Origin of the sequence: Pseudomonas wuhanensis (genome assembly GCF_030687395.1) — a bacterium.
Classification (GTDB): Bacteria; Pseudomonadota; Gammaproteobacteria; order Pseudomonadales; family Pseudomonadaceae; genus Aquipseudomonas; species Aquipseudomonas wuhanensis.
In genome coordinates, this window is sequence record NZ_CP117430.1 from 2,762,350 (window position 1) to 2,785,861 (window position 23,512).

Consider the following 23,512-nt stretch of genomic DNA (forward strand, 5'->3'; position numbering starts at 1 on the left):
GTTTTTTGGAGCATCTGACGATGAGTAATCTGTATTCGACGACGGTACGCGCCGTGGCGGGCCTGGTGGTCTGTCTGTTGCTGGCGGCCTGTGACAAACCCGTGCAAGCCACCTACAGCGATGCCGCCGCTGCTTTTCATCCCAGTGATGAATGCCATGTTTGCGGCATGATCATCGACGGCTTCCCCGGGCCCAAGGGCGAAGTCGTCGAGCGCAGCGGCATCAAGAAATTCTGCTCCACGGCGGAGATGATCGGTTGGTGGCTGCAACCGGAAAATCATCATGGCGAGGCCCGGTTGTATGTCCACGACATGGGCCGCAGCCCGTGGAACGCACCCAATGACGCCCATCTGATCGATGCCAAGGATGCGTTTTACGTGGTCGGCACCCAGCTCAAAGGCGCCATGGGTGTGGTGCTGGCGTCCTTCTCCAGCCAACAGGCTGCGGAGAAACTGGCCACCGACCAGGGCGGTCGTGTGCTGCGCTTCAGCGAGATCGATCAGGCGGTGCTTCAGCAGCAGCCAGCGATGTCGCACTCAACTCATTGATCGGCGAGCGATCGAGAAAAGTGATCGCCGTCAAGTCGGTATTTCTGCGTCTGTTCAAAGATAGGGGCTCACAACGTCCCCAGTGCTTGGCATTAACGATGCCCAGGAGAACATGATGCAAACCGAGTTTCAGGATCGTCTGGCGGTGGTCACCGGTGCCAGCTCCGGGATTGGCCTGGCGTTGTGCGCCGCGCTGTTGCCGCGTGGGGTCAAGGTGCTGGCGATGTCGCGCACCGTTGGTGAATTGCCGGCCTTGCAACAGATCTACGGCGAACGGCTGCAATGGTGCGCCGGGGACGTCACGTGCGAAGAAGACTTGCAAGGGCTGGCCCGGCGGGCGGCGGCGCTGGGGCGGGTGGATTATCTGGTGCCCAACGCGGGCATTGCCGAAATGGCCGACAGCCTGGACATGCCGGCCTTCCAGCGCCAATGGGCGGTCAATGGTGCCGGGGCGTTGAACACCCTGGCGGCGTTGCGCGGTGAGTTGGCGAACCCGGCTTCGGTGGTGTTTGTCGGTAGTTTTCTGACCGGGTCGAGCTTTCCCGGTCTGGCTGCCTGCATTGCCAGCAAGGCCGCGCTGGCGGCTCAGGCACGCACATTGGCGGTGGAGTTCGCGCGTTACGATGTGCGCATCAACCTTGTTTCGCCGGGGCCGACCGCGACTTCGATGTGGGATAACCTGGGGTTGAGCGATGGGGAGCTCGATGACGTCGCTGATACCTTGGGCAAACGTCTGTTGCCGGGGCATTTTCTTGATGCGTCGGCGGTGGCTAATGTGATTATTTTTCAACTGTCCCAAGGCGCCCGGGGTGTCTATGGGCAGGACTGGAAAGTCGATAATGGTTATACCTTGGGGTGATGGGTGAACTCACAATTTTGCGGATGTTCCCGGACCCTTGTGGGAGCTGGCTTGCCTGCGATGGCGGCCTGAGTCCTTGCGGATGAGCCCGGAACCCTGTGGGAGCGGGCTTGCTCGCGAAAGCGGCGTGTTGGGTGACATAGGTTTTGATGGTGTACATATCCGTTGCTGCGGTCACGGCTACTTAGGGTTCCGCTCTTACAGCGGGTTACTTTGAAAAGCGCAAAGTAACCAAACGCTTTCGCCCCTGACGTACGGTGGCTCGCCTAGGCTCGCCATGCCCTCACTCCGGTCCTGCTCCGTGAGCCCGCCGCCATCGGCCATCCATGGCCGGGGGCGGCTAACCCGGCATCCATGCCGGGTTGCCCACTGCGCAGAACCTGCGCTCGGCCTTCCGACGGGGCAGATCAAGATCAAGATCAAAAGCCAAAGCCAAAGCCAAAGCCAAAGCCAAAGCGAGGCGGCCTGATAGCCGGCCTGATGTTGGTTCGGTCAAGTCTGGTCAGCGGCGGTGTACCCGAATGCCATGCCTGACAAATTTTCAATGTGGGAGCGGGCTTGCTCGCGAAGAGGCCGTGTCAGTCGACATAAATGTTGAATGTAAGTCCGCCATCGCGGGCAAGCCCGCTCCCACAGGGAAATGCGTACGCTTGAAGAGACAGGCCGGCCGGTAGGCCGCCTCGCGGTGCTTTTGCGGTAGTCGCCCCCTCGAGAGGCCGAGAGGAGGTTCTGCGCAGTGGGCACCGCGGCAGGGATGCCGCGGTAGCCGCCCCCGGCCATGGATGGCCGATGGCGGCGGGCCCACGGAGCAGGACCGGAGCGAGGGCATGGCGAGCCTAAGCGAGCCACCGAACGAAAGGGGCAAAAGCGCTTTGGTTACTTTCGCGCTTTTCGAAAGTGACCCGCCGTAAGGGCGGAACCATAAGTCGCCGTGACCGCAGAAACGGATATACACCAAGATCTAATGCGAAGTCCCCTCCACAAACTCAATCTTGTTACCGACGTTATATTTACCCGACGGCTTGTTCATCGGCAGGCGCTTGATCTCTTTGAGGGTATTACTGTCGTACACAATCAGCGCGCCATCGGTAGCCCAGATACTCAGCAGCAGGTAGCGACCATCCCGAGTGAACTCAACATGGGCAGCCGTCTTACCAGGCATCGGACGCAAGGTATGGGCGATTTCCAGAGTCTGTTTGTCAATCAGGTGGATCGCATCGTTGTCCGGCCCGAAGAACACATCGGTCCAGGCATACCGCGAGTTGACGTGACTGCGCATGAAAAAGCCCGGCCCCAGGGTCGGAATTTCCTTGATCAGTTTCCAGGTCTTGAAGTCGATGACCGAGATCAATCCCTTGCTGATGTTCGGCGTGGCGAACACCCACTCACCGTTGCGTTTCCAGTAGGTCCCGGACCCCAGGTGCGGCATGCCCGGCAACGGTATGTCGGTGACCACCTGGCCACTGTCGAGGTCGATCACCTGGCCGCCCTTGGCCTTGCGCGACGTGGCCAGCAATTGCCTGTAGTCCGGTGAAAAGGAAAAGTCGTCCAGCACATCCCCAGCCTGGATCCGTCGGGGTTCGAAGTCCGGTGTACCGGCGCAGGGCAGCTCCCAGACTTCTTTTACGTCCTTGAGCGCCACGATGAAACTGTCCCGTGGCGGGGCTGTGTAGACCGCGCTGACCCGTGATGCGGTGCCGTCCTGGCCGATTGCGGGGATGGTTTTGACCAGTGACAGATCGCGGGCATCGAGCACCACCAGATTGCCCGGCAGATAGTTGCCCACCAGCACCCAGCGGCCATCCTTGCTCACCGCCAGGTTGCGGGTATTGAGCCCGGCGCGGACCTCGGCGATCAGCTTCAGGTTGTGCAAGTCGTACAGGCTGACCCAGCCATCCCGTGAGGCGAGGTAGACGAAGCGTCCATCCGGCGAGAACTTCGGTCCGCCATGCACCGCAAAGTGCGAAGCAAACCGCGCCAGCACTGAGAAACGATCGCCGTCGAGGATGTCGATGTGATGGTCGCCGGCTTCCACCACCACAAACAGGTTCAGCGGATCGGCGCCATGTTGGGGCGTGTCGGGCAGTTTGCTGATATCGGCGAGAATGGAATGACTGCCGCGAATGTCATCGTTATTCCAGGTGGGCGGGGTGGCGGGTGGTTGCTGAAGGTAATCCACCAGGGCATCGATCTGTGCCGGACTGAATACGTTGGCATACCCGGTCATCTGACTCGCAGGGCGGCCGTTCTGAATGACGCTGCGGATTTCATCGGGTTTGATCCGGCTCAGACTCTCCGGCAGCAAGGCCGGCCCCGTACCGCCTAAACGGTTGACGCCATGGCAGCGCTGGCAATGTTGTTGGTAGAGGTCGGCGGCTGCGTCGGAGGATGGAACCGTTGCGCTGGCATGGGCCGCGCCGATCCATAACAATGGGGCAAGCAGCATGCGCCTCATATCGCCACCTTACCGTGGCGTTGCAACACGGGAGCGGAGTAAAAGCGTGCCGGGTATTCCTGCTGTTGGGTCGCGAACAGATCGACCACTTTGCCGATCACCGTCAGCGTCGGAATGCCCGGTGGACAATCCTGCGCCAGGGTCGGTAACTGGTGCAGCATGCCTCGGGCGACGTGCTGGTCGGGACGTGTGCCGTTGCTGATCAGCGCCGCCGGTGTATCGGCGGCCATTCCGGCTTCAATCAAGCGCTGGGCGATAATCCCGAGGTTCGATAACCCCATGTAAAACACCAGGGTCTGGCTGTTGTCGGCGAGGCTGCTCCAGGGTAGCGACAACTCACCATCGCGCTGCAAATGTCCGGTAATGAAGCGGCAGGAATTGACCAGGTCCCGGTGGGTCAGCGGAATGCCGGCGTAAGCACTGCAGCCGGAAGCAGCGGTGATGCCCGGGACAACCTGGCAATCAATGTTGCGTTGCAGCAGATACTCCAGCTCCTCGGCGCCACGGCCGAATATGAACGGGTCGCCGCCCTTGAGCCGGACCACGCGCTGCCCCTGGTCGGCGAGATCGGCGAGCAGCTCGTTGATCTGTTCCTGGGGCAGGCTGTGGCAGCCACTGGCCTTGCCGACGTAATGCCGGGCGCAGGTGAGGGGGATCAATGTCAGCAGCTCGGGGCTGATCAGGCGGTCGTAAACCACGGCGTCGGCCTGCATCAACAGGCTCCAGGCACGCAGGGTCAGCAAGCGTGGATCGCCGGGCCCCGCGCCGACCAGGGCCACTTCGCCCGGTCTGAACGGGGACGCAAGTGCGGCCGGTAAAACAATCGATGGGTGCATGGGACGTCCTTGGTTCTTCATCAGGTGGGCCGGCCCCATCCTTTGCCAGATGGCTCGCCAGGCGGGTGCTTCAGTGCATGACGCAAGGGATGGTGATTAATGGCGGCATACCGATTTCTTCGTCGCTGAGATGGCAGCCGGGGTCCTGGCCCCAGAGGTCGCCTTCGGCCCAGGCGCGGGTGCGGGTATTGCCGTTGCAGATGTTCAACCAGCGGCATTGGCCACAACGGCCACCGACGGCACGCGGATGCACACGCAGTTGCTGCAGCAAGGCGTCCGGCTGGTCCAGCCAGAGCGTGCGGAACGGCGTATGCCGGACGTTGCCCACCGAGTGCTGCCACCAATAGGTGTCGGGATGCACTTCGCCGGTGTTGTCGATGTTGGCGATGCCGCTGCCCGAGGCGTTGCCGCCCCAGGCGCGGAGCATGTGTTCCAGGCGCGGATAATGTTCGGGTAGATGCAGGCCCACCCATTGCAGCAAGAGAATCGCGTCGGCATCGTTGTTGCCGCTGACAAAATCGCTGTCGCGACCGTGCTCGATGTCTTCCCAGGCCTGTTCGAAGATCAGCGTCATCGCCTCGCGGCTCATCTGCTGTCGGGCGTCGAGCTTGCGACTGCGTTTGCCGCGACCGCTGTAATTGAGGTGCGACAGATAAAACTTCTGCACGTCGTACTCGCGCATCAGCGCCAGTAACTGTGGCAATTGCTGATGGTTCTCTTGGGTCAGGGTGGTGCGCAGGCCGACGCGAATACCCTGTTCACGACAGAGGCGGATCGCCTGCATGGAGCTGGCGAAGCTGCCCTTGAGTTGGCGGAACGCATCATGGGTGGCTTCCAGGCCATCGATGCTGATCCCGACATAGTCGAAGTTCGCCGCGCGGATCTGTGCGATGTTCTGCTCATTGATCAGCGTGCCGTTGGTGGACAACGCCACAAAGAAACCCTTGGTGCGGGCGTAGGCGCTGAGCACAAACAGATCGTCGCGCAACAGCGGTTCACCGCCGGAAAGAATCAGGACCTTCACCCCGGCGTCGTGCAGATCGTCGATCACGGTCAGCGCGGCGGGCGTATCCAGTTCGTCGCGAAAGACACTGTCGGCGGACGTGGCGTAGCAGTGTTTGCAGGTCAGGTTGCAGCGCCTGAGCAGGTTCCAGATCACCACCGGCGGCCGGTTGCTGCCCGGTGGGCTGGTTCTGGGGGCAGGCGCCTCGCCGGTCAGGGCACGCAGGTATTGGCTGATCCTCAACATGCAAATCTCCTTGAACAAGCGCGTGTTCAGCGTGGTGGTAGCCGCAAACCGGTTTTCTTCAGGATGCGGCTGCTCACCAGCATCTCGTCGGCGGCGCAGGCGTCACCCAGCAAGTAGCGCAGGTGTTCGCGGTAGCTGTCGATTTCCTCGCGGCTGCGGCCATGGACCATGGCGAACAGGTTGTAGCGCCAGGCGGTTCGGCGCGGGCGTCGATAGCAATGACTGACGAAGGGCTGCGCACCGATCAGTGCGCCAAGGCGCGGCATGTCCGTGTCGCGTACGTCCCAGACGGTCATGCCGTTGTAGCGAAAGCCCAGGCGATAGTGGTTGGGGACGGCGGCGATGCGCCGAATGGCGCCCTCGGCCTGCAAACGCTTGAGCAAGTCCAGGGTAGATTCGATGTTTAGGTCCAGCTGTTCAGCGAGCCAGGCCCACGGGTCATCCAGCAACGGCAGGCCGGCCTGGGTCAATTCGATCAAACGGTGGGCCAGGGTGTCTTCAGACCGGGAAGTACAGACCGACATGGTAAGTCTCCTCTTTGGGCAAGTTGAGCAGCGGCAAACCGGTCAGGGTTTCGATGTGCTGCAGGGTCTCGGCGATACCTTGTTCGGTCGGGCAGCCGAGCACGAACCACATGTTCCAGGCGTGTTCGCGTCGGTAGTTGTGCGCCACCTCAGGCAGGGCCTGCAGTTGCTCGGCGACGGCTTCGAAACGCTCTTCAGGCACCGCCAACGCCGCAAGGGTGAAGGCGCCGCCGAGGCGTTCGATGTCGAACATCGGGCCGAAGCGCGTGAGCATGCCGTCTTCCAGCAATTCATGGAGGCGGTCGAGCAATTCGTTACTGCTGCTGTCCAGTTCGGCGGCCAGTGCCTGCCACGGGTAGCGCACCAGCGGCAGGCCCAGTTGCAAGCGGTTGATCAGCCGACGGTCGAGGTCATCCATGGGTGGGGGCTCCGGTGGGTGAGGGTGCAAAGCGTCCGCCGCACTGTTTGAACGCGTGAGTGCTGAACAGCAGTTGGTGGGGCAGGTCGCTCAGCAGGTGTTCTTCCAGCAACGTCTGAATTTGCGCCTCGACCTGCGCGCGTTGGCGCCCGTGAACCATGCAGAACAGGTTGTAGCGCCACTGCGGCAAACGCCGCGGCCGTTGATAGCAGAGGGTAATGCCGGGCGCCCGGCCCAGGCGCTGGCCGACTTCGTCGATCAGCGCGTCCGGCACATCCAGCACCAGCATGGCGTTGGCGGTGAAGCCCAGCGCGCGATGGTTGAGCACCAGACCGACCCGGCGAAACAGCCCTTGCTCGTGCCACTGGCGCATTTGCGCGAGCACCTGGTTTTCGTCGGCGCCTATCCATTCGGCGAGGGCCTGGTAGGGGCGCGATACCAGCGGCAATCCACCTTCCAGATGCCGACGCAGCGCCAGTGCCTGTTTGGGACTCAATCCCGGCTTCATGGGCTTTCTCCCAGGGCAAAACCGAGGTCGATGCGGTAAGCGGTCAACATCGGCAGATCCAGCGGCATGAGGCCGGTGTCTTTCTCAAGTTGTTCGAGAACGCGCTCGATGTGTTGGCGATCAGGGCCGGTCAGCACAAACCACAGGTTGTAGAAATGCTCCCGCGCGTAGTTATGGTTGACCTCGGGATACTGGCTTACGTGCTCGGCGACCTGTTGCAAGCGATCGGCGGGCACGGCGAGGGCGGCGAGGGTGCTGGCTCCGGCGCGACTATGTTCGAACACCGGACCGATCCGTGAGAGGGTGCCGGCCTGATCCATTTCTTCCAGACAAGCCATCACCTGGCCCACGCGACAACCGAGAATCCGCGCCATCTCCTTGTAAGGTTCCGCGCACAGCGGCATGCCATGCTGGAAGCGGTCGATCAGTTGGCGGCTGAGCAGGTCGAGGTTCATTTCAATAGCCCATTTTTTGCGCGCGACTGCTGAAGAAGATGCCGCTCGGCGCGGTGGCGGGAAGGGTGCTCAGCTGCTTCAGGCTGTACGGGTCCCAAACCTGAACCTGATCGCCATCGCGTAACGACAGCCACAACTGGTCGCCGCGAGCGGTGAATTCCATGTGCAGCACTGCTGGCCCCGGTCGCAGATCGGCGACCACAGCACGGGTTTCGCTGTCGATGACCTGAACCCGATCGTTGTCCGGGTAGGCGAAGTTGACCCACAGCTGTCGACCATCCGGCCGCGATGTGACGAACACCGGTTGGCCAGCCACCGGGATGGCAGCGGTCTGTTTCCATGTGCGCGAATCCATCACCAGCACCTGATGACGGCCGACGGCGGGCACGAAGGCCTGGTTGTCAGCAACGGCCCAACCCTCCAGATGCGGCATCTTGTAGACGGGTAATTTCGCGAGGCCGCGTCCGTAATCACCGAGCACCCGCTGCACGCCACGTTCCGGATGCCAGAGGTCGAGTTGCGCCATGCCGTCTTCGCCGAACAGTCCCGCCATGTAATAGCGACCCTCCGGGGTCACCAACGCATCGTAGGGTTGCTGGCCGATGTCGGTGAAACGGCTGATCCGCGGCGTGCTGCCCTGACTGAAATCGACGGTCCAGATCTCGCCGGTATCGAACAGGCTGAACACAAAACGCTGACCGGGCGCGTCGACCAGGCCGACCACCCGTGAGCGCTTGCTGCCATCGGCCAGGGGCGTGGCCGGAATATCGGCCACCAGTTGCAGGGTTTCGGCATCGAACACCTTGACCCCGCCGGGCACGTAGTTGGACACGGCGATGAGTTTGCCGTCCTGACTGATCGCGCCGCCGATGCTGTTGCCGCCCTGTATCACCCGTTGATCGATGCGTTGGGTCAGCAGGTCGATCTTGCTCAGCCCGCCGTCGCGGCCGAACACATAGGCATAACGCTGGTCGCGGGAAAACACCACCGAGGCATGGGACAGATCGCCCAAACCCTCGAGTCGGGCCAGTGCCGTGCGGGTGTCGCTTTCGATGATTTGCACGCTGCCGGTGGCGCGTTCCACCACCACGCCCAGATCGCCGGTGCCCCGCAACGGAGGCTGAACACACGCGGACAACAACAGCCCGGTCGCCGCTAAAAGCAGGGTTGAACGGATCATGGTGCGGGGTATCCCTGGAGAAGAAGATCGACCAGCCAACGGATGTCATCCGGGCTGAGCAGCGGGGCCCAACCGGGCATCGCGGTGCCGGGCCGGCCTTGGCTGACGGTGGCTATCAGGCTGTCCCTGGATTTGCCCGCCAGCGTTGCGCGGGTCAGGTCGGGACCCAGCCCGCCGGTCATGTGCAGCCCATGACAGGCGCCGCAGTCCTGGGCCAGCAGGTGTTCGAGTTGTGCCTGACGCTTGGCGTCGGGCGCGGCAACCACGGTTGCGCAAATGAGGAGGAGGGCCGCCAGAATCGCAGCGTGTCGATAAACCTTCATGACGCCCTCCAGTTGGCTATTTGAGACTCAGGACCCAGGTTGCAAGTGTCTTCGCTTCTTCATCCGTCACTGGGTTGGCCGGCATTGGCATCGGGCCCCAGTTGCCTTGCGTGCCGTTCTTGATGTGGCTGGCCAGGGTGTCCACGGCCCCGGCCACGCCAGCATTCTTGGCCGCGACATCCTTGAGCGCCGGGCCGACCAGCTTGGTGTCGATGGAATGGCAGGCGGCGCACGGTTTGCTCTTGAACAGCTCCTGGCCGTCTTGGGCCATGGCCGGCTGCACACTCAGCGCAGCGGTCAGGGCGAACAGTGAAAGCAGAGTATTTTTCATGGGGATTCCTTGCATTGATGGAGCTCAATAGATGTCGTGTTGGGTGTTGTAGACGTTGAATTTTCCGGTGGGGGTGATCAGTCGCTTGTCCTTGATGACTGATTTGAGCTTCAGCGTTTTGTCGTCGATCACCACCAGCGCTGACTCCTCTGACTGACCGCTCCACACGGAGAACCAGACCTCATCGCCTGCCTTGTTGTATTCCGGCTGTACCACCCGCATCGCGCCTTGCTTGATGCCGGCGTACTCGGCGATGGGCAGCACGGTGTAGCCGGCGTCGAGTTTGTCGATGTTGAACACCGCCACCGACTGGCTCAGCTTGGCGTCCGGGTTGAGGGTGGTGTCGACATACAGGTGACGGGAGTCAGGGTGGGTTTTGATAAACAGCGATCCGCCGCCCTGGCCCTTGAGTGAGGCGACCTGTTTCCAGGCGTATTGCGGATGTTTGACCGGGTCGGTGCCGATCAAGGAAATGCCGTCATCACCGAGGTGGCTGGTGGCCCAGACCGGGCCGTAGGTCGGGTGGTTGAAGTTGGCGCCGCGCCCCGGGTGAGGGGTTTTACCGACCTCCACCAAAGCTGCCAACTTGCGATCTTTGGAGTCGATCACGGCGACTTTGTTGGAGTTGTTGGCGGCGGTCATGAAGTAGCGGTGGGTGCTGTCCCAACCGCCGTCATGCAGGAAGGGCGAGGCATCGATGTAAGTGATGGTGAGGTTCTTGATGTCCTGGTAATTGACCAGCATGACCTTGCCGGTTTCCTTGACGTTGACGATGAACTCCGGCCATTCGTGGGAGGCGATGATCGCCGCGACCCGGGGTTCTGGATGATATTCCTGCTTGTCGACGGTCATGCCGCGGGTCGAGACGATCTGTTTGGGCTCCAGGGTTTCGCCATCCATGATGGTGAATTGCGGCGGCCAATAGGAGCCGGCGACGGTGTATTTGTCTTCGTAGCCCTTGAACTTGGAGGTCTCCACCGAACGCGCCTCGATACCCACTTTGACTTCGGCGACCTTGGTCGGCTCCACCGGCCACAGGTCGATCATGTCGATCCGCGCGTCTCGACCAATCACCAGCAGGTAGCGACCGGAGGCAGAAATGCGCGAGATGTGCACCGCGTAACCGGTCTCGATCAGCTTGACGATTTTCTTGCTGTCACCGTCGATCAGGGCAATCTTGCCGTCATCGCGCAACGTCACCGAAAACAGGTTGGGCAGGTTGAGTTTGCTCAGTTGCTTCTTCGGACGATCCTCAGGCTTGACCAGCACTTTCCAGGTTTTCAGCGTCTCGGCCATGCCCCATTCCGGTGGCGTCGGCGGCGCGTGCTGAATGAATTTGGCCATTGACGTGATCTGATCCTTGGTCAGCGCATTCGACGTTCCCCAGTTCGGCATGCCCGCCGGTGAGCCGTAGGTAATCAACGCCTCCAGAAACGGTTGCCCGCGGGACTGGGTGATGTCCGGTGTCAGTGGTTTGCCGGTGGCGCCTTTGCGCAGAACGCCGTGGCAGCCGGCGCAGCGCTGGAAGTAAATTTCCTTGGATGAGTCGAACTCGGCCTGACTCATGTCGGGCGCTCCGGCGGATTTGACCATCAGCGGGCTGGCCGCAACGGCAGCGGGCTCGTCGGCTCTGGCCGCATGAGTCACCGCAAGGGTCAGCGCCGAACACAATGTGGCGACAGTCAGAGCAAACGTTTTTCTATTGCTGATCAGCATTCCATTTCTCCTCAGGCAAGACCTTTGCGATGTGCTGAAACGGCAGCGCAGAACGCAGGTTCTTAGTGCCGTGCAAGGCTATGCCCGAGCAGGCCAATGCTCGCTTGACCGCGATCAAGTTTGCCGGCCATGTCACTTGCCAGGTTGTCGCAGGGGCCCGTAGCGTGTGGCTTGAATCCGCTTTTGGAACAGACAGCCCATGGACCGAATCCAGTCTTGCGAACCCTTCTATCAACCGCTCAATAATGAGGAGGCGCTGTTCGAGCAAGCCTGGCGACACGGCATGCCGGTGCTGATCAAAGGTCCGACGGGGTGCGGCAAGACCCGTTTCGTCCAGCACATGGCCCATCGGTTGAAACTGCCGCTGTACACCGTGGCCTGCCATGACGATCTGAGCGCCGCCGACCTGATCGGCCGTCATTTGATCGGTGCCCAAGGCACCTGGTGGCAGGACGGGCCACTGACCCGCGCGGTACGTGAAGGCGGTATTTGTTATCTGGACGAAGTGGTCGAAGCGCGCCAGGACACCGTGGTGGTGTTGCATCCGCTGGCTGATGATCGTCGCGAGTTGTTCCTGGAACGCACCGGCGAAGTACTGCAGGCGCCGCCATCATTCATGCTGGTGGTGTCATACAACCCCGGCTACCAGAACCTGCTCAAAGGCATGAAACCCAGCACTCGACAACGCTTCGTGGCGATGCGTTTCGGCTATCCGCCGGTGGCCGATGAAGAGTGCATTGTCGCCAGGGAAGCGCAGGTAGACACCGCGCTGGCGGCGCAAGTGGTCAGGCTGGGACAAGCCCTGCGAAGGCTGGATCAACATGACCTGGAAGAAGTCGCCTCGACGCGGCTGCTGATTTTTACCGCGCGAATGATCCGCTCCGGCATGAGCCCGCGTGAGGCGTGCATGGCCTGCCTGGCCGAGCCGCTCAGTGATGATCCGCTGACGGTTGCGGCGCTGATGGACGTGGTTGATGTCCACTTCGGCTGAGTCCAGACGCGTTGCACCGGGTCACTTGCCGGGTGATCTGGCGATGTGGTTTTTCATTCTGGCCGAGCTGTCGGTGTTCGCTATCCTGATTCTGGCGTTCGCCGTGACCCAGGCACTCAAGCCGCAGTTGTTCGGTGAAAGCCGTCTATTGCTCAACACCTCTACCGGCCTGGCGATGACCCTCAGCCTGCTCACCGCCGGGCTGTTCGCCGCGCTGGCTCAGGAGCAAGTCAAGCGTTCACGGTCTCGCCACGGCGCTGTCTACCTGCTGGCTGCGTTGCTCGCGGCCAGTGTCTACGTGGTGTTGAAGATCACGGAATACCGACACCTGCTGGCCTCGGGGCTGGGCATGGAGCACAACACGTTTTTCACCCTCTACTGGATACTCACCGGTTTTCATTTTCTCCATGTACTGCTCGGCATGGTCATCCTCGGCTGGCTGGCCGAGCGCTGCCGTCGTGGCCTGTACAACGCGGCCAACCGCAGCGGGCTTGAATCGGGTGTGCTGTATTGGCACATGGTCGATCTGATCTGGGTCCTGCTGTTTCCGCTGGTCTACGTTCTGAATTGACGGAGGTTTTGATGTCGGCTTCCAGGTTTTTGCTGGTCTGCTGGGCTGCGCTGGCCACATTAAGCGTGTGCACGGTGGTGCTGGCACAGGCGGGCGCGACGTGGCTGCTGTCGGTGGCCATATTGCTGGTGGCGGTTGGCAAGGCCTGGCTGATTGCCGATGGCTTTATGGAGATGCGCCACGCGCCGCGATTGTGGCGCCGGTTGATGGTGAGCTGGGCGTTGGTGTTGGCCGCCATTGTAGGGCTGACGCTGGTGTTGGTCGGTTAATTAACCTGTGGCGAGGGAGCTTGCTCCCTCGCCACAGGGAAGGTGCCCGGCTTCATGATGCCAATACCCGACCAAAACCATCTGCCTTTCTTGATCGCCATCAAGCAGGTTTCAACCCTTCGCTTTCTATCATGGGTACGCCAAGCAAAGAGGAAGCGACCATGTCAGAGACCTTCACCAAAGGCATGGCCAGGAATATCTACTTCGGGGGAAGCATCTTCTTCTTCATGATATTCCTGGCCTTGACCTATCACACGGAACAGACCTTTCCAGAGCGCAGCAATGAAGCGCAGTTAACCGAATCCGTGATCCGCGGCAAGACGGTCTGGGAGCAAAACAATTGCATCGGCTGCCACACGCTGCTGGGCGAGGGCGCCTACTTTGCCCCTGAGCTGGGCAACGTGTTCCAGCGGCGCGGCGGGGAGGCGGGCTTTAAACCTTTTCTACATGCCTGGATGAAAATGCAGCCGCTGGGCGTACCGGGCCGGCGAGCGATGCCGCAGTTCAAGTTGAGCGAGCAGGAGGTGGATGACATCGCCGAGTTCCTCAAATGGAGCTCGAACATCAACACCAATGGCTGGCCGCCAAACAAGGAGGGCTAAGAGATGAGCATTGTTAATCCACATCTGAAATTCGCCTCGCAAGCCGTGGCCAAACCGTACTTTGTGTTTGCCCTGATGCTGTTTCTCGGTCAGGTGCTGTTCGGTTTGATCATGGGGGTGCAATACGTGATCGGAGACTTTCTGTTCCCGATCATTCCCTTCAACGTGGCGCGGATGGTGCACACCAACCTGCTGATCGTCTGGCTGCTGTTCGGCTTCATGGGTGCTGCCTACTACCTGATTCCGGAAGAGGCCGACCGCGAACTGCACAGTCCGAAGCTGGCGATCATCCTGTTTTGGGTATTCGCCGCCGCGGGCGTGCTGACGATCCTAGGCTATCTGCTGGTGCCTTATGCGGGCCTGGCCAAACTGACCCACAACGAGTTGCTGCCGACCATGGGCCGGGAGTTCCTGGAGCAGCCGACCATTACCAAGATGGGCATTGTGGTGGTGTGCCTGGGCTTTCTCTACAACATCGGCATGACCCTGCTCAAAGGTCGCAAGACCACCGTCAGCATGGTGATGATGACCGGGCTGATCGGCCTTGCGGTGTTCTTCCTGTTCTCCTTCTATAACCCCGGCAACCTGGCCCGCGACAAGTTCTACTGGTGGTGGGTGGTGCATCTTTGGGTGGAAGGCGTGTGGGAACTGATCATGGGTTCGATGCTCGCTTTTGTCCTGATCAAGATCACCGGTGTCGACCGCGAAGTCGTGGAGAAATGGCTGTACGTGATCATCGCCATGGCGCTGATTACCGGGATCATCGGCACCGGTCACCACTTCTTCTGGATCGGTGCGCCCGAGGTCTGGTTGTGGGTCGGTTCGATCTTCTCGGCACTCGAACCGCTGCCGTTCCTGGCCATGGTGATCTTCGCCTTCAGCATGGTGAAGAATCGTCGCCGGCAACACCCGAACCGCGCCGCCACGCTGTGGGCCAAAGGCACCACGGTCACCGCGTTCTTCGGTGCGGGCGTCTGGGGCTTTCTGCACACCCTGGCGCCGGTCAACTTCTACACCCACGGTTCACAACTGACGGCGGCCCACGGTCACCTGGCCTTCTACGGTGCTTACGCGATGATTGTGATGACCTTGATCAGCTACGCCATGCCACGTTTGCGCGGGCTGGGTGAGGCCGCTGACGAGCGTTCGCAGACCTTCGAAATCTGGGGCTTCTGGTTGATGACGCTGTCGATGGTGATGATCACGCTGTTCCTGACCGCTGCCGGTGTCGTCCAGGTTTACCTTCAACGCTGGCAGGCCGACGGGATTGCGTTGCCATTCATGGCCACGGTCGAACAGCTGCAGGTGCTGTTCTGGGCCCGTTTGGGTGCCGGTCTCGGTTTCTTCGCAGGACTGCTGTGTTACCTGTTCAGCTTCAAGCAACGTAGTCGCGCCGCCTTGCGCGCTCCGGCTGAGGTTGTACCTTCATGAACGAGCGCAATGGCTAGAAAAGGTCGGCCCGGCTGATACAGCGGGCCGTTTTTTTGGTTTCCAGCAAGGGCAAGCATCATGGCGTTTACCGTCGAACTGGAAGAGTGGGTAGGCAGTGTCTGGCATCGTTTTATCACCCGGCGTGCCAGCCCGGACTTCCCTGAAGCACGGGTTGAACTGGCCAGCCAGCAACGCCCGCTGGCGCTGTTGTTTCGTGCCATGGGCGGTGCCAATGGCATCGGTGTGGAAGCCGCCAGCGACCGCGACCTGCTGCTGCGCCGCAACGTGTTGCAGCAGATCGCCGGTACCTGCAAACAAGTGCCGTTGGCGTGGTGCGACGCGACGAACCTGCGCCTGCCGTCGAGCCTGGCGGTCTTCCCTGAAGTCGCATTGAATGAGGAGCTCTATCGCTGGCTCGCGTTGCTGGCGGCACAGGCCGGGCCGATGCGTCACTGGGGGCGGGACAATCAACGCTGGACGCAACAGCTGCTGCGACGCTATCCCGCTCTGCGTGCTCGTTACAAACGACTGGTCGATGCCCATCTGCAATTGCGCCCCGATCCGGCCTCGTTGAATGCCGGCGAAGCGGCTTTGGAGCGGGCGTTATGTCAGGCGTTGCGCGAACCTGGCAGTGTCGAACATTTCCCCCGCAGCGAACGGGCCGCCTGGCCGTTGCCGCTGTGGTTGTACCCGCCACAAAACCTCGCCAGCCCGCAGGCTGCCGATCTGGGCGATGAATCCGAAGAGTCGTTGACCACGTCGCCCGGCGAACAGAAAGGCGGGCGTAAACGCGCGACGCGAATCGATGAAGGCAGCCGCGACGGCGGGTTGTTAATCGTGCGCCTGGAGAACCTGTTCAGCTGGACCGAACACGTCGACCTGGATCGCTGGTCAGACGACAGCGAAGACCCGGACGCCGCCAGAGTCGCCGACGACCTGGACGAGTTGAGCCTGTCGCGCACCCGTCTGCGCAAGGGCGGCGGTCTGAAGCTGCACCTGGATTTGCCACCGGCCGATGTCGACGATATTCCCCTCGGCGAAGGCATCAAGTTGCCGGAGTGGGACTACCGTAAACAACAGATGCGGGACAGCTTCGTCAATCTGCAAATGATGGTGCCCCGCGACTGCGAGGCACAGCCGCTGCCATTACGGTTGAAGGCCTCGGCGCACCGCTTGCGACGCCAGTTCGAGCACCTGCGTAATGATCGCCAATGGTTACGCCAGCAACCCCAGGGCTCTGAGCTGGACATGCAGGCCTGGCTGGATTTTCACGTTGAGCGCGAGCATGGCCAGTGTGCCGAGCGCGGTCTGTTCATGGAGCAACGGCAGACCCGCCGCGACCTGGCGTGCCTGTTGCTGGCCGACGTGTCGATGTCTACCGACGCTCACCTGAATGATGAGCATCGCGTCATCGACGTTATCCGCGACAGCCTGCTGCTGTTCGGAGAAACCTTGTCGGTGCTGGGTGATGATTTCGCCCTGTACGGGTTTTCCTCGCTGCGTCGTCAGCAAGTGCGCATGCAGGAGCTCAAGGCGTTCACCCAGCGTTATGGCGACACCACTCGAGGTCGTATTCAAGGGCTCAAACCGGGGTATTACACGCGTATGGGCGCGGCCATTCGCCAGGCCACGCAACTATTGGGCATGAGCAAGCGGCGCAGCAAACTGTTGCTGTTGCTCACGGATGGCAAACCGAATGATCTGGATCTGTATGAAGGGCGCTACGGTGTTGAAGACACCCGCGAGGCGGTGCTGGAGGCGCGGCGTCAGGGGCTGACGCCGTTCTGCATCACGATCGATCGCGAGGCCGGGGATTACCTGCCGTACATGTTCGGCGCTAATGGCTACACCTTGATCCGTCAGCCTGAGCAGTTACCTCTGCGCTTGCCGCAGTTGTATCGCCAGCTGACCCAGCCTTGAACCCCGGTTCGATCAACGCAGCATCAGCTGATGCTGCGCGGCAGCCAGAAAAACATCGTCACGCAGAAGATCGTCAGGCCGATGCAGAACCACATGAATCGGCGCTGCCGACGTTCTCCGGCGTGTTCGGCCAATGCCGGCAGGGGCATGCCGCATTGGCGGCACTCGACTTTTTGTGGTGGGTTGGCATGTTGGCAATACAGGCAGACGGGCATGGCACTCACTCGAACTGTTCCAGGCGCAGGCGATCAAGAATGGCGATCTGACGGCCGTCCTGAGTAATGATGTTTTCATCGATCAAGCGGCGGATGATCCGCGAAAAGGTTTCCGGCTGGATCGACAGATGGCCGGCAATCAGTTGCTTGGCCATCGGCAACTCGAATTGGCTGTCAACGGTTTGCTGGCGCACCAGTTGCGTCAGCAAATAACGCACGACCCGGTGGGTGGCGTTTTTCAGTGACAGGGTTTCGATTTCGTTGACCCGTTGATGCAAGCGAACGCAGAGCTTGCCCAGCAGTGCAAAGGTCAGCCGGCTATTGCTCTGCAGCAGGCGCATGTAGGTGCTGTTGGATAACCGATAGAGCTGGGTGGGGCAGATCGCTTCGGCCGAGGCCACATAGTTCGGGGTGTCCATCAGCATCATCGCCTCGGCGAAGGTTTGCCGATCGCTGATGACCTCGAACACTTTTTCCTGCCCATCGGGTGTCAGCCGGTAGATTTTCACCGCGCCGGCAATGATGAAATAGAACGAATCGGCCGGCTCACCCTGACGAAACAGCGGCTCGCCCTTATCGATGCTCAGCAAGTGGCTGGTACTCATCAGTTCATCCAGCTGTTCTTCGTTCAACGGCTCGAACAAGTGATGACTGCGCAGAATCTGGTGATGGACGCGATGAAGCACCATGAGAATTCATCCTGAAGATAGAGAAGGGGGATCAGGTCAGACGAGACCTAGAGAAACGCCGCTGGCCAGGGCCAGGATTGAGGTCAACACAACAAACCAGGCCAGTGGCTGGATGACTTTTTTCATGACGACTCCAGGTAATCGAGAGGGATCCAGGATTTCTAAAAGGTTGCCCAAGCAGAGCAAGACGCGGGCCAGGCTCGGGGGCCCTTGTTTATTGGGGGTGTCAGCGATCAGGGTAAAAAATACCGTGATCTTTAGGGTTTAAATGACCATCAAAGGGTCATTTGTACCCTGAACCGATCCCCCTGTGGCGAGGGAGCTTGCTCCCGCTGGAGTGCGAAGCACTCCCAACACCGGCCATCGCAATTCTTCAGATACAACGCATCAGCTGGTTTACGGCTGCTGCGCACCCGAGCGGGAGCAAGCTCCCTCGCCACAAAGGGCGCGCGCTCGGCATCGGGGCACGTCCCTTGCACACTTGATCTGCGACAAAGGCAATTGCTCGGTAATACCCGATGATTGCCTCTGGATTTACCTCGGCGCGTGCGGGTTGGCGCCAGGTCAGCAAACAGGTAGAGGAGTGGTTTTATGCAAGTGCTTGACCGCCGTAAAGCAATGGCAATCACGCCGCTGTTTCGTCTGGCCTTTCGACCATTTTTCCTCGCCGGTAGCCTCTTGGCGGTGCTGGCCATACCGCTCTGGCTGGCGGCCTTCAGTGGCTCGATTTCCAACTGGCAGCCGGCAGGCGGCTGGCTGGGCTGGCATCGGCATGAATTGTTGTTCGGGTTCGGCTTGGCGATTATCGCGGGCTTTCTGCTGACGGCCGTGCAGACCTGGACCGGTCGCCCCGGCCTCAGCGGCAAACCGTTGGCCGCTCTGGCGCTGCTGTGGTTATTGGCACGAGTGGCCTGGCTGGCCAATGCGCCGCGGCCGTTGCTCGCGGTGCTGGAAATGGCGTTCCCGTTGGCGGTGGCGGTGCTCATGGGCTTCACCTTGTGGAAGGTGCGGCAGAAACGTAACTACCCGATTGTGGTGGTTCTGCTGTTGTTGGCCGCGGCCGACGGGTTGTCCTTGTACGGCCTGGTCGAGGGGCATGAAGGCTGGCAGCGCCAAGGTGTGCTGACCGGCATTTGGTTGGTGGCGGCGATGATGGGGTTGATCGGCGGGCGGGTGATTCCGTTCTTCATCCAGCGTGGCCTCGGCAAGGTCGATGGCGTTGCCCCTTGGCCATGGCTGGATTGGCTGTTGCTGATTGGCTCGCCCCTCGTGGCGTTGTTATATGCCGCTGGACCTGCGCTTGCCCCCAATCTCTGGGTGGGCCTGTTGTTCGCCGTGTTGGCCGCAGGGCATCTGGTGCGCCTGGTTCGCTGGCATGATCGCGCCCTCTGGCACGTGCCGTTGCTATGGTCGTTGTACCTGGCTTATGGCTGGTTGGCGGTGGCGTGTCTCGGGATGGCGCTGTGGCATTTCGGTGTGTCGATTAACCCGAGTCTGGCGGTGCATTGCCTGACCATCGGTGCCATGGGTGGCCTGGTGCTGGCGATGATTGCGCGGGTCAGCCTCGGGCATACAGGCCGTGCGCTGGAACCGCCGTCGGGGATGACCCTGGCGTTCATCTTGCTCAACCTGGCGTGCCTGAGCCGGGTCGTGTTGATCGAGTTCTTTCCCTTGCCGGCATTGTGGCTGGCCGGTCTGTGCTGGGCGTTGGCGTTTGCGCTGTATGTCTGGCGCTATGGGCCGATGCTGTTGCGGGCCCGGGTCGACGGTCATCCGGGATGAGCACGCGAACTGACAGAGGCTGGCACTGATGTATCCCTTTTTACTGGTCACGCATTTGCTGGCAGCGATTGCCTTCATCGGCACGCTATTTTTCGAGGTGGTCATCTGGCATCGAGCGCGCCAGCAGTTGGCGGATACCGCGCAATCCACGGCGAATCAGGCGATTGCCGTGCGCTCGCGCAAGGTTCTGCATGGCGTGGTGCTGTTGTTGTATGGCGCCGGCATCGGCCTGGCGTGGCAGTACCGGGGCGCATTGAGTCAGCCGTTAGCCAGTAGCTTTGGCATGTTGTTGAGCCTGAAGATCCTGTTGGCCCTGAGCATCATCGGCCATTACTTACTGCTGGCCTATTGGCTGACCCATGCGCGCCTGACCGCGACTCGTGCCAGCTGGATTCGCCGCAGCATCCTCGGGCACATGGTGTTGATCGTGATCCTGGCCAAGGCGATGTTCTATTGGCACGGTTGATCACAAGCAGTTCCGGATAAACAAAACCCGCGTCAACCGGTGGGCTGCCGCGGGTTGGGTGTGACTGGCGATCGATCAATGGCGAGGGTTCAGGGCATTGATGAACAGCACGTTGTTTTCCAGATGGATGTGTTGCATCAGGTCGTCTTTGAATTCCAGCAGCCCGCGGTAGAGCGCACGCCAGGTGTTGCAGGCATCGGCAGGCGGGATGATGTGATTGGTCAGGGTGAGCATTTTCTCCAGTGCTTCGCCATGTTGATCATGTTCGAAGCGCAACACCTGAATCGGCGGAGCCGCTTGAGGGCCGATGCCTTGTTGCAGCATCGGGAACAGCACCTGTTCTTCCTTGAGCATGTGGCCTTCGAGTTCTTGTTGCATGTCGGTCAGAAGATCGGCCAAGCCGTTGGGGCAGCTGCTGCGCGCGCCATGGACCTGCTCGACGCGGCGGGCCAGACGGATCAGTTCCGGCAATTGCTCGCGGTGACGGGCGTGATAGCGCGTCAGAAGGTGGGCGATCAACAGTTCCAAAGGTTCGTTACGCCAATCGTGCTGGGTTTCGCCGGCGTCTTGCAGAATGTTCAGGGCGTCGGCAATGAGGAGCGGATCGAGGTTTTTGCCAAGGGCTGCTTCACGCAGGCTTTTATGCCCGCCGCAACAGAAGTCCAGTTTGAAGGTATGGAAGATCCGGGTGGCACCGGGAATGTCGCAGGCCAGTTGGCCGAGGCTTTGTTCCAATAGGGTCTGGCTCATCAGGGTTCCTTGTTTGGGTTTCAACGGTTACTCAGGCTCACTGCATCCGGCATGCCATATTTAAATGGTTGAAAAATATGGATTAATTTTTAGTTGTGGTGATAGATACCCTGACGCTTTAGGGTGAATCCAACCATAGAGGGTGATTACTACCATGCTGCGAGAAAGCCTGGCAGCCGACCTGATCGTCGAGTTGCCCAATGCCGTGCGGTTACAACGATTGGTCCAGACCCTGCGCGAATACTTCAACAGTGGCGCCGTGGGCTTGCTGCGTCTGGATGACGACAGCCTCAGGCCCGTTGCGACGGTGGGACTGGTTCATGAAGCATTGGGGCGCCGGTTCGTCATCGCCCAGCATCCGCGGCTGGCGGCAATCATGGCGTCGCGTGAGCCGACCTGGTTCGAACCCGACAGTCGCCTGCCGGACCCCTACGACGGCTTGCTCGACAACCATGTCGGCGAACCGCTGCCGGTGCATGACTGCATGGGCGTGAGTCTTTATGTCGAGGGGCGGATCTGGGGCGCGATCACCCTCGATGCGCTGCACGCCGGGACCTTCGACAGCCGCGCGCGGGAAGAGCTCAAGCGCTGCACGTTGCAGATCGAAGCTGCTGTGCGGGTTACCCGTCTGGAACAGGAAAACCGCAGCTTGCGTTTGTCCCGCAGCGATCCCCAGGACTTGCGAATGCCGGTCGAGGAGGGCGAGATCCTCGGGCAAAGTGAGGTGTTGCATCAGTTGCTCAATGAGCTGGATGTACTGGCCGACTCCGATCTGCCGGTGTTGCTGTTGGGCGAGACCGGCGTTGGCAAAGAGCTGTTCGCCCGGCGCTTGCATCGTCTTTCAAGGCGCCACCATAAACCGCTGATACACGTTAACTGCGCCGCTTTGCCGGAGTCGCTGGCAGAGAGTGAGTTGTTCGGGCATGTCAAAGGCGCCTTTTCCGGCGCCACCAGTGACCGTGCCGGACGTTTCGATGCCGCCAACGGAGGCACGCTGTTTCTCGATGAAGTCGGGGAATTGCCATTGGCCGTGCAAGCGAAGTTACTGCGCACCCTGCAGAACGGTGAGATCCAGCGTCTCGGCGCCGACAAGCCACTGCACGTGGATGTGCGCATCATCGCCGCCACCAACCGACACCTGCCGGACAGCATCCGCGACGGTTTTTTTCGCGCCGATCTGTATCACCGGCTCTCGGTGTACCCGGTGCCGATTCCGCCCTTGCGCGAACGCGGTAACGATGTGTTGATGCTGGCCGGGCATTTCCTTGAACTCAATCGGGCGCGGCTCGGCCTGCGTGGCTTGCGCCTGTCGCCAGCGGCCGAACGCGCGCTGCTGCTTTATACCTGGCCAGGCAATGTGCGCGAATTGGAACACGTGATCAGTCGGGCTGCGTTGAAGCAGCTCAGTCGCGGGACGAGTCGCGCGTTGATCATGACGCTGGAGCCTGAAATTCTCGATCTCGACAGCGCGATGGCGGCATCGGGGACGGTGGTCGAACCATCCCCGGACGTTACGGCTGATCTGCCGTTCCAGCCCTTGGGCGAAGCCGTCGACGATTACCAGCGCAAGAAAATCCTCCAGGCCTTGAGCCTGTCCGGGGAAAACTGGGCCAGCGCTGCGCGAATCCTGGAAATCGACCCCAGCAACCTGCACAAACTGGCGCGGCGTCTGCGTCTCAAGTAGGCGACAGTGTTGATGGCGGTCAAGGTGGCTTTGCACAGTGCCTCGCACACTGCGTAAAACCTTCTGGAGATCACCGTCATGCCGCTTTCCCTGGCCCAAATGCGCCGCAACTACACCCTCAATGGCCTGCAAGATGAGGCTGCGCTGGATGATCCGCTGGCGATGTTCCGGCAGTGGCTGCAACAGGCCCGCGACACCGAGTGCGCACCTGTCGAGGTCAATAGCATGGTGCTGGCGACGGTCGACCCTGAAGGGCGGCCGCACTGTCGGGTTCTGCTGCTCAAGGGCTTGAGCGATGAAGGTTTTACTTTTTTCGGCAATTACCAGAGTGACAAAGGTCAGCAACTGGCTGCCAATCCCTATGCCGCGATGACGTTTTTCTGGCCGGGGCTGGAGCGTCAGGTGCGTATCGAAGGGCGGGTGTCCAGGCTCGATCCGGCGTTGTCGGATGCGTACTTCGATACTCGTTCCATGGCCAGTCGCCTGGGGGCCTGGGCGTCACCGCAGAGTCGTCCGCTGGCCAGCCGCGCAGCGCTGGAATCCATGCTGGCTGAAACCATCAAACGCTTCGTCGGCCAAACTGTGTCGCGCCCCGAGCATTGGGGCGGCTACTGCCTGCACCCCGAGCGTCTGGAGTTCTGGCAGGGGCGGGCTGACCGCTTGCATGATCGACTCGATTACCGGTTGCGCGATGGTCTGTGGAAGCGAAGCCGGTTGGCGCCTTGAAAGCGATGGGGGAC

At 60.9% G+C, this 23,512-nt stretch carries 26 protein-coding genes; 12 read left to right on the forward strand and 14 right to left on the reverse strand.

What is annotated here, in order from left to right; translation table 11 throughout:
- Nucleotides 1-20: 20 nt before the first annotated feature.
- Complete coding sequence (locus PSH88_RS12910) at nt 21-548, forward strand: nitrous oxide reductase accessory protein NosL (RefSeq protein WP_305426527.1); 528 nt, start codon at nt 21-23, stop codon at nt 546-548.
- Between the two features lie 115 nt (nt 549-663).
- On the forward strand, nt 664-1,407 hold the full coding sequence (locus tag PSH88_RS12915) for an SDR family NAD(P)-dependent oxidoreductase (protein WP_305426528.1): 744 nt from the start codon (nt 664-666) through the stop codon (nt 1,405-1,407).
- A gap of 961 nt (nt 1,408-2,368) precedes the next feature.
- Here PSH88_RS12915 and PSH88_RS12920 read toward each other — a convergent pair.
- The 11 genes from PSH88_RS12920 to PSH88_RS12970 all read right to left on the reverse strand — a co-directional run bounded on the left by PSH88_RS12920 (nt 2,369) and on the right by PSH88_RS12970 (nt 11,402).
- On the reverse strand, nt 2,369-3,862 hold the full coding sequence (locus tag PSH88_RS12920) for a nitrite reductase (protein WP_305426529.1): 1,494 nt from the start codon (nt 3,860-3,862) through the stop codon (nt 2,369-2,371).
- Complete coding sequence (gene cobA, locus PSH88_RS12925) at nt 3,859-4,698, reverse strand: uroporphyrinogen-III C-methyltransferase (RefSeq protein ID WP_305426531.1); 840 nt, start codon at nt 4,696-4,698, stop codon at nt 3,859-3,861. Before cobA ends, PSH88_RS12920 begins: the two co-directional genes overlap by 4 nt.
- A 70-nt stretch (nt 4,699-4,768) precedes the next feature.
- Nucleotides 4,769-5,947, reverse strand: a complete 1,179-nt coding sequence (nirJ, locus tag PSH88_RS12930; RefSeq protein WP_305426532.1) for a heme d1 biosynthesis radical SAM protein NirJ — start codon at nt 5,945-5,947, stop codon at nt 4,769-4,771.
- A 26-nt stretch (nt 5,948-5,973) separates the two neighbouring features.
- Nucleotides 5,974-6,471: a siroheme decarboxylase subunit beta gene (ahbB, locus tag PSH88_RS12935; protein WP_305426533.1), complete on the reverse strand. Its 498-nt coding sequence runs from the start codon at nt 6,469-6,471 to the stop codon at nt 5,974-5,976.
- On the reverse strand, nt 6,446-6,889 hold the full coding sequence (locus PSH88_RS12940; RefSeq protein ID WP_305426534.1) for an Lrp/AsnC family transcriptional regulator: 444 nt from the start codon (nt 6,887-6,889) through the stop codon (nt 6,446-6,448). Before PSH88_RS12940 ends, ahbB (PSH88_RS12935) begins: the two co-directional genes overlap by 26 nt.
- Nucleotides 6,882-7,397, reverse strand: coding sequence for a siroheme decarboxylase subunit beta (gene ahbB, locus PSH88_RS12945; protein WP_305426535.1), 516 nt, complete (start codon nt 7,395-7,397; stop codon nt 6,882-6,884). The genes PSH88_RS12940 and ahbB (PSH88_RS12945) overlap by 8 nt, the downstream gene beginning before the upstream one ends.
- On the reverse strand, nt 7,394-7,852 hold the full coding sequence (locus tag PSH88_RS12950) for an Lrp/AsnC family transcriptional regulator (RefSeq protein WP_305426536.1): 459 nt from the start codon (nt 7,850-7,852) through the stop codon (nt 7,394-7,396). Before PSH88_RS12950 ends, ahbB (PSH88_RS12945) begins: the two co-directional genes overlap by 4 nt.
- Before the next feature lies 1 nt (nt 7,853).
- Entirely contained in the window at nt 7,854-9,032 is a 1,179-nt protein-coding gene (locus tag PSH88_RS12955) for a cytochrome D1 domain-containing protein (protein WP_305426537.1), read from the reverse strand.
- Entirely contained in the window at nt 9,029-9,355 is a 327-nt protein-coding gene (locus tag PSH88_RS12960) for a c-type cytochrome (RefSeq protein ID WP_305426538.1), read from the reverse strand. The genes PSH88_RS12955 and PSH88_RS12960 overlap by 4 nt, the downstream gene beginning before the upstream one ends.
- Before the next feature lie 16 nt (nt 9,356-9,371).
- Nucleotides 9,372-9,686, reverse strand: a complete 315-nt coding sequence (locus tag PSH88_RS12965; protein WP_305426539.1) for a c-type cytochrome — start codon at nt 9,684-9,686, stop codon at nt 9,372-9,374.
- A gap of 24 nt (nt 9,687-9,710) precedes the next feature.
- Nucleotides 9,711-11,402: a cytochrome D1 domain-containing protein gene (locus PSH88_RS12970; protein WP_370694685.1), complete on the reverse strand. Its 1,692-nt coding sequence runs from the start codon at nt 11,400-11,402 to the stop codon at nt 9,711-9,713.
- Nucleotides 11,403-11,601: 199 nt separating this feature from the next.
- On the opposite strand from PSH88_RS12970, the gene PSH88_RS12975 reads away from it, so the two are divergent.
- The 6 genes from PSH88_RS12975 to PSH88_RS13000 all read left to right on the forward strand — a co-directional run bounded on the left by PSH88_RS12975 (nt 11,602) and on the right by PSH88_RS13000 (nt 17,186).
- Nucleotides 11,602-12,393 carry a CbbQ/NirQ/NorQ/GpvN family protein gene (locus PSH88_RS12975; protein ID WP_305426540.1) on the forward strand — a complete coding sequence of 264 codons (792 nt, stop codon included), beginning with the start codon at nt 11,602-11,604 and terminating at the stop codon, nt 12,391-12,393.
- Nucleotides 12,377-12,964, forward strand: a complete 588-nt coding sequence (locus tag PSH88_RS12980) for a cytochrome c oxidase subunit 3 (protein ID WP_305426541.1) — start codon at nt 12,377-12,379, stop codon at nt 12,962-12,964. The genes PSH88_RS12975 and PSH88_RS12980 overlap by 17 nt, the downstream gene beginning before the upstream one ends.
- 11 nt (nt 12,965-12,975) lie before the next feature.
- Nucleotides 12,976-13,233, forward strand: coding sequence for a cytochrome C oxidase subunit IV family protein (locus PSH88_RS12985; protein WP_305426542.1), 258 nt, complete (start codon nt 12,976-12,978; stop codon nt 13,231-13,233).
- Between the two features lie 161 nt (nt 13,234-13,394).
- Nucleotides 13,395-13,835, forward strand: coding sequence for a c-type cytochrome (locus PSH88_RS12990; protein WP_305426543.1), 441 nt, complete (start codon nt 13,395-13,397; stop codon nt 13,833-13,835).
- 3 nt (nt 13,836-13,838) lie between these two features.
- Nucleotides 13,839-15,266, forward strand: coding sequence for a cbb3-type cytochrome c oxidase subunit I (locus tag PSH88_RS12995; RefSeq protein ID WP_305426544.1), 1,428 nt, complete (start codon nt 13,839-13,841; stop codon nt 15,264-15,266).
- A gap of 78 nt (nt 15,267-15,344) precedes the next feature.
- Nucleotides 15,345-17,186 carry a nitric oxide reductase activation protein NorD gene (locus tag PSH88_RS13000; protein ID WP_305483543.1) on the forward strand — a complete coding sequence of 614 codons (1,842 nt, stop codon included), beginning with the start codon at nt 15,345-15,347 and terminating at the stop codon, nt 17,184-17,186.
- 23 nt (nt 17,187-17,209) lie between these two features.
- Here the strand turns inward: PSH88_RS13000 and PSH88_RS13005 are convergent, their stop codons facing one another.
- Nucleotides 17,210-17,401, reverse strand: a complete 192-nt coding sequence (locus PSH88_RS13005) for a protein DnrP (RefSeq protein WP_305426984.1) — start codon at nt 17,399-17,401, stop codon at nt 17,210-17,212.
- Between the two features lie 5 nt (nt 17,402-17,406).
- On the reverse strand, nt 17,407-18,090 hold the full coding sequence (locus PSH88_RS13010) for a Crp/Fnr family transcriptional regulator (protein WP_008075049.1): 684 nt from the start codon (nt 18,088-18,090) through the stop codon (nt 17,407-17,409).
- Nucleotides 18,091-18,681: 591 nt separating this feature from the next.
- Between PSH88_RS13010 and PSH88_RS13015 the strand changes: the two genes are divergently transcribed.
- Both PSH88_RS13015 and PSH88_RS13020 read left to right on the forward strand, forming a co-directional pair.
- Nucleotides 18,682-19,872 carry an NnrS family protein gene (locus tag PSH88_RS13015; RefSeq protein WP_305426545.1) on the forward strand — a complete coding sequence of 397 codons (1,191 nt, stop codon included), beginning with the start codon at nt 18,682-18,684 and terminating at the stop codon, nt 19,870-19,872.
- 28 nt (nt 19,873-19,900) lie between these two features.
- Nucleotides 19,901-20,338 (forward strand): hypothetical protein, encoded by a 438-nt coding sequence (locus tag PSH88_RS13020; protein WP_305426546.1) that lies wholly within the window; start codon nt 19,901-19,903, stop codon nt 20,336-20,338.
- 75 nt (nt 20,339-20,413) lie between these two features.
- Here the strand turns inward: PSH88_RS13020 and ytfE are convergent, their stop codons facing one another.
- Nucleotides 20,414-21,088, reverse strand: coding sequence for an iron-sulfur cluster repair protein YtfE (ytfE, locus tag PSH88_RS13025; protein WP_305426547.1), 675 nt, complete (start codon nt 21,086-21,088; stop codon nt 20,414-20,416).
- Nucleotides 21,089-21,242: 154 nt separating this feature from the next.
- Here ytfE and norR point away from each other — a divergent pair, with 154 nt between their 5' ends.
- Both norR and pdxH read left to right on the forward strand, forming a co-directional pair.
- Nucleotides 21,243-22,772 carry a nitric oxide reductase transcriptional regulator NorR gene (norR, locus tag PSH88_RS13030; RefSeq protein ID WP_305483544.1) on the forward strand — a complete coding sequence of 510 codons (1,530 nt, stop codon included), beginning with the start codon at nt 21,243-21,245 and terminating at the stop codon, nt 22,770-22,772.
- 78 nt (nt 22,773-22,850) lie between these two features.
- Complete coding sequence (gene pdxH, locus PSH88_RS13035; protein WP_305426549.1) at nt 22,851-23,498, forward strand: pyridoxamine 5'-phosphate oxidase; 648 nt, start codon at nt 22,851-22,853, stop codon at nt 23,496-23,498.
- Nucleotides 23,499-23,512 lie beyond the last annotated feature (14 nt).

What these genes read in the sequence shown, in the direction of transcription:
- PSH88_RS12950 (WP_305426536.1), bottom strand. Translation starts at nt 7,852, where the DNA reads ATGAACCTCGACCTGCTCAGCCGCCAACTGATCGACCGCTTCCAGCAT.
- PSH88_RS12975 (WP_305426540.1), top strand. Translation starts at nt 11,602, where the DNA reads ATGGACCGAATCCAGTCTTGCGAACCCTTCTATCAACCGCTCAATAAT.
- PSH88_RS12970 (WP_370694685.1), bottom strand. Translation starts at nt 11,402, where the DNA reads ATGCTGATCAGCAATAGAAAAACGTTTGCTCTGACTGTCGCCACATTG.
- PSH88_RS12915 (WP_305426528.1), top strand. Translation starts at nt 664, where the DNA reads ATGCAAACCGAGTTTCAGGATCGTCTGGCGGTGGTCACCGGTGCCAGC.
- PSH88_RS13015 (WP_305426545.1), top strand. Translation starts at nt 18,682, where the DNA reads ATGCAAGTGCTTGACCGCCGTAAAGCAATGGCAATCACGCCGCTGTTT.
- nirJ (WP_305426532.1), bottom strand. Translation starts at nt 5,947, where the DNA reads ATGTTGAGGATCAGCCAATACCTGCGTGCCCTGACCGGCGAGGCGCCT.
- PSH88_RS12960 (WP_305426538.1), bottom strand. Translation starts at nt 9,355, where the DNA reads ATGAAGGTTTATCGACACGCTGCGATTCTGGCGGCCCTCCTCCTCATT.
- pdxH (WP_305426549.1), top strand. Translation starts at nt 22,851, where the DNA reads ATGCCGCTTTCCCTGGCCCAAATGCGCCGCAACTACACCCTCAATGGC.
- PSH88_RS12910 (WP_305426527.1), top strand. Translation starts at nt 21, where the DNA reads ATGAGTAATCTGTATTCGACGACGGTACGCGCCGTGGCGGGCCTGGTG.
- PSH88_RS13020 (WP_305426546.1), top strand. Translation starts at nt 19,901, where the DNA reads ATGTATCCCTTTTTACTGGTCACGCATTTGCTGGCAGCGATTGCCTTC.
- PSH88_RS13000 (WP_305483543.1), top strand. Translation starts at nt 15,345, where the DNA reads ATGGCGTTTACCGTCGAACTGGAAGAGTGGGTAGGCAGTGTCTGGCAT.
- norR (WP_305483544.1), top strand. Translation starts at nt 21,243, where the DNA reads ATGCTGCGAGAAAGCCTGGCAGCCGACCTGATCGTCGAGTTGCCCAAT.
- cobA (WP_305426531.1), bottom strand. Translation starts at nt 4,698, where the DNA reads ATGCACCCATCGATTGTTTTACCGGCCGCACTTGCGTCCCCGTTCAGA.
- PSH88_RS12980 (WP_305426541.1), top strand. Translation starts at nt 12,377, where the DNA reads ATGTCCACTTCGGCTGAGTCCAGACGCGTTGCACCGGGTCACTTGCCG.
- PSH88_RS12965 (WP_305426539.1), bottom strand. Translation starts at nt 9,686, where the DNA reads ATGAAAAATACTCTGCTTTCACTGTTCGCCCTGACCGCTGCGCTGAGT.
- PSH88_RS12985 (WP_305426542.1), top strand. Translation starts at nt 12,976, where the DNA reads ATGTCGGCTTCCAGGTTTTTGCTGGTCTGCTGGGCTGCGCTGGCCACA.
- ahbB (WP_305426533.1), bottom strand. Translation starts at nt 6,471, where the DNA reads ATGTCGGTCTGTACTTCCCGGTCTGAAGACACCCTGGCCCACCGTTTG.
- PSH88_RS12955 (WP_305426537.1), bottom strand. Translation starts at nt 9,032, where the DNA reads ATGATCCGTTCAACCCTGCTTTTAGCGGCGACCGGGCTGTTGTTGTCC.
- ytfE (WP_305426547.1), bottom strand. Translation starts at nt 21,088, where the DNA reads ATGAGCCAGACCCTATTGGAACAAAGCCTCGGCCAACTGGCCTGCGAC.
- PSH88_RS12940 (WP_305426534.1), bottom strand. Translation starts at nt 6,889, where the DNA reads ATGGATGACCTCGACCGTCGGCTGATCAACCGCTTGCAACTGGGCCTG.
- PSH88_RS12920 (WP_305426529.1), bottom strand. Translation starts at nt 3,862, where the DNA reads ATGAGGCGCATGCTGCTTGCCCCATTGTTATGGATCGGCGCGGCCCAT.
- ahbB (WP_305426535.1), bottom strand. Translation starts at nt 7,397, where the DNA reads ATGAAGCCGGGATTGAGTCCCAAACAGGCACTGGCGCTGCGTCGGCAT.
- PSH88_RS13005 (WP_305426984.1), bottom strand. Translation starts at nt 17,401, where the DNA reads ATGCCCGTCTGCCTGTATTGCCAACATGCCAACCCACCACAAAAAGTC.
- PSH88_RS13010 (WP_008075049.1), bottom strand. Translation starts at nt 18,090, where the DNA reads ATGGTGCTTCATCGCGTCCATCACCAGATTCTGCGCAGTCATCACTTG.
- PSH88_RS12995 (WP_305426544.1), top strand. Translation starts at nt 13,839, where the DNA reads ATGAGCATTGTTAATCCACATCTGAAATTCGCCTCGCAAGCCGTGGCC.
- PSH88_RS12990 (WP_305426543.1), top strand. Translation starts at nt 13,395, where the DNA reads ATGTCAGAGACCTTCACCAAAGGCATGGCCAGGAATATCTACTTCGGG.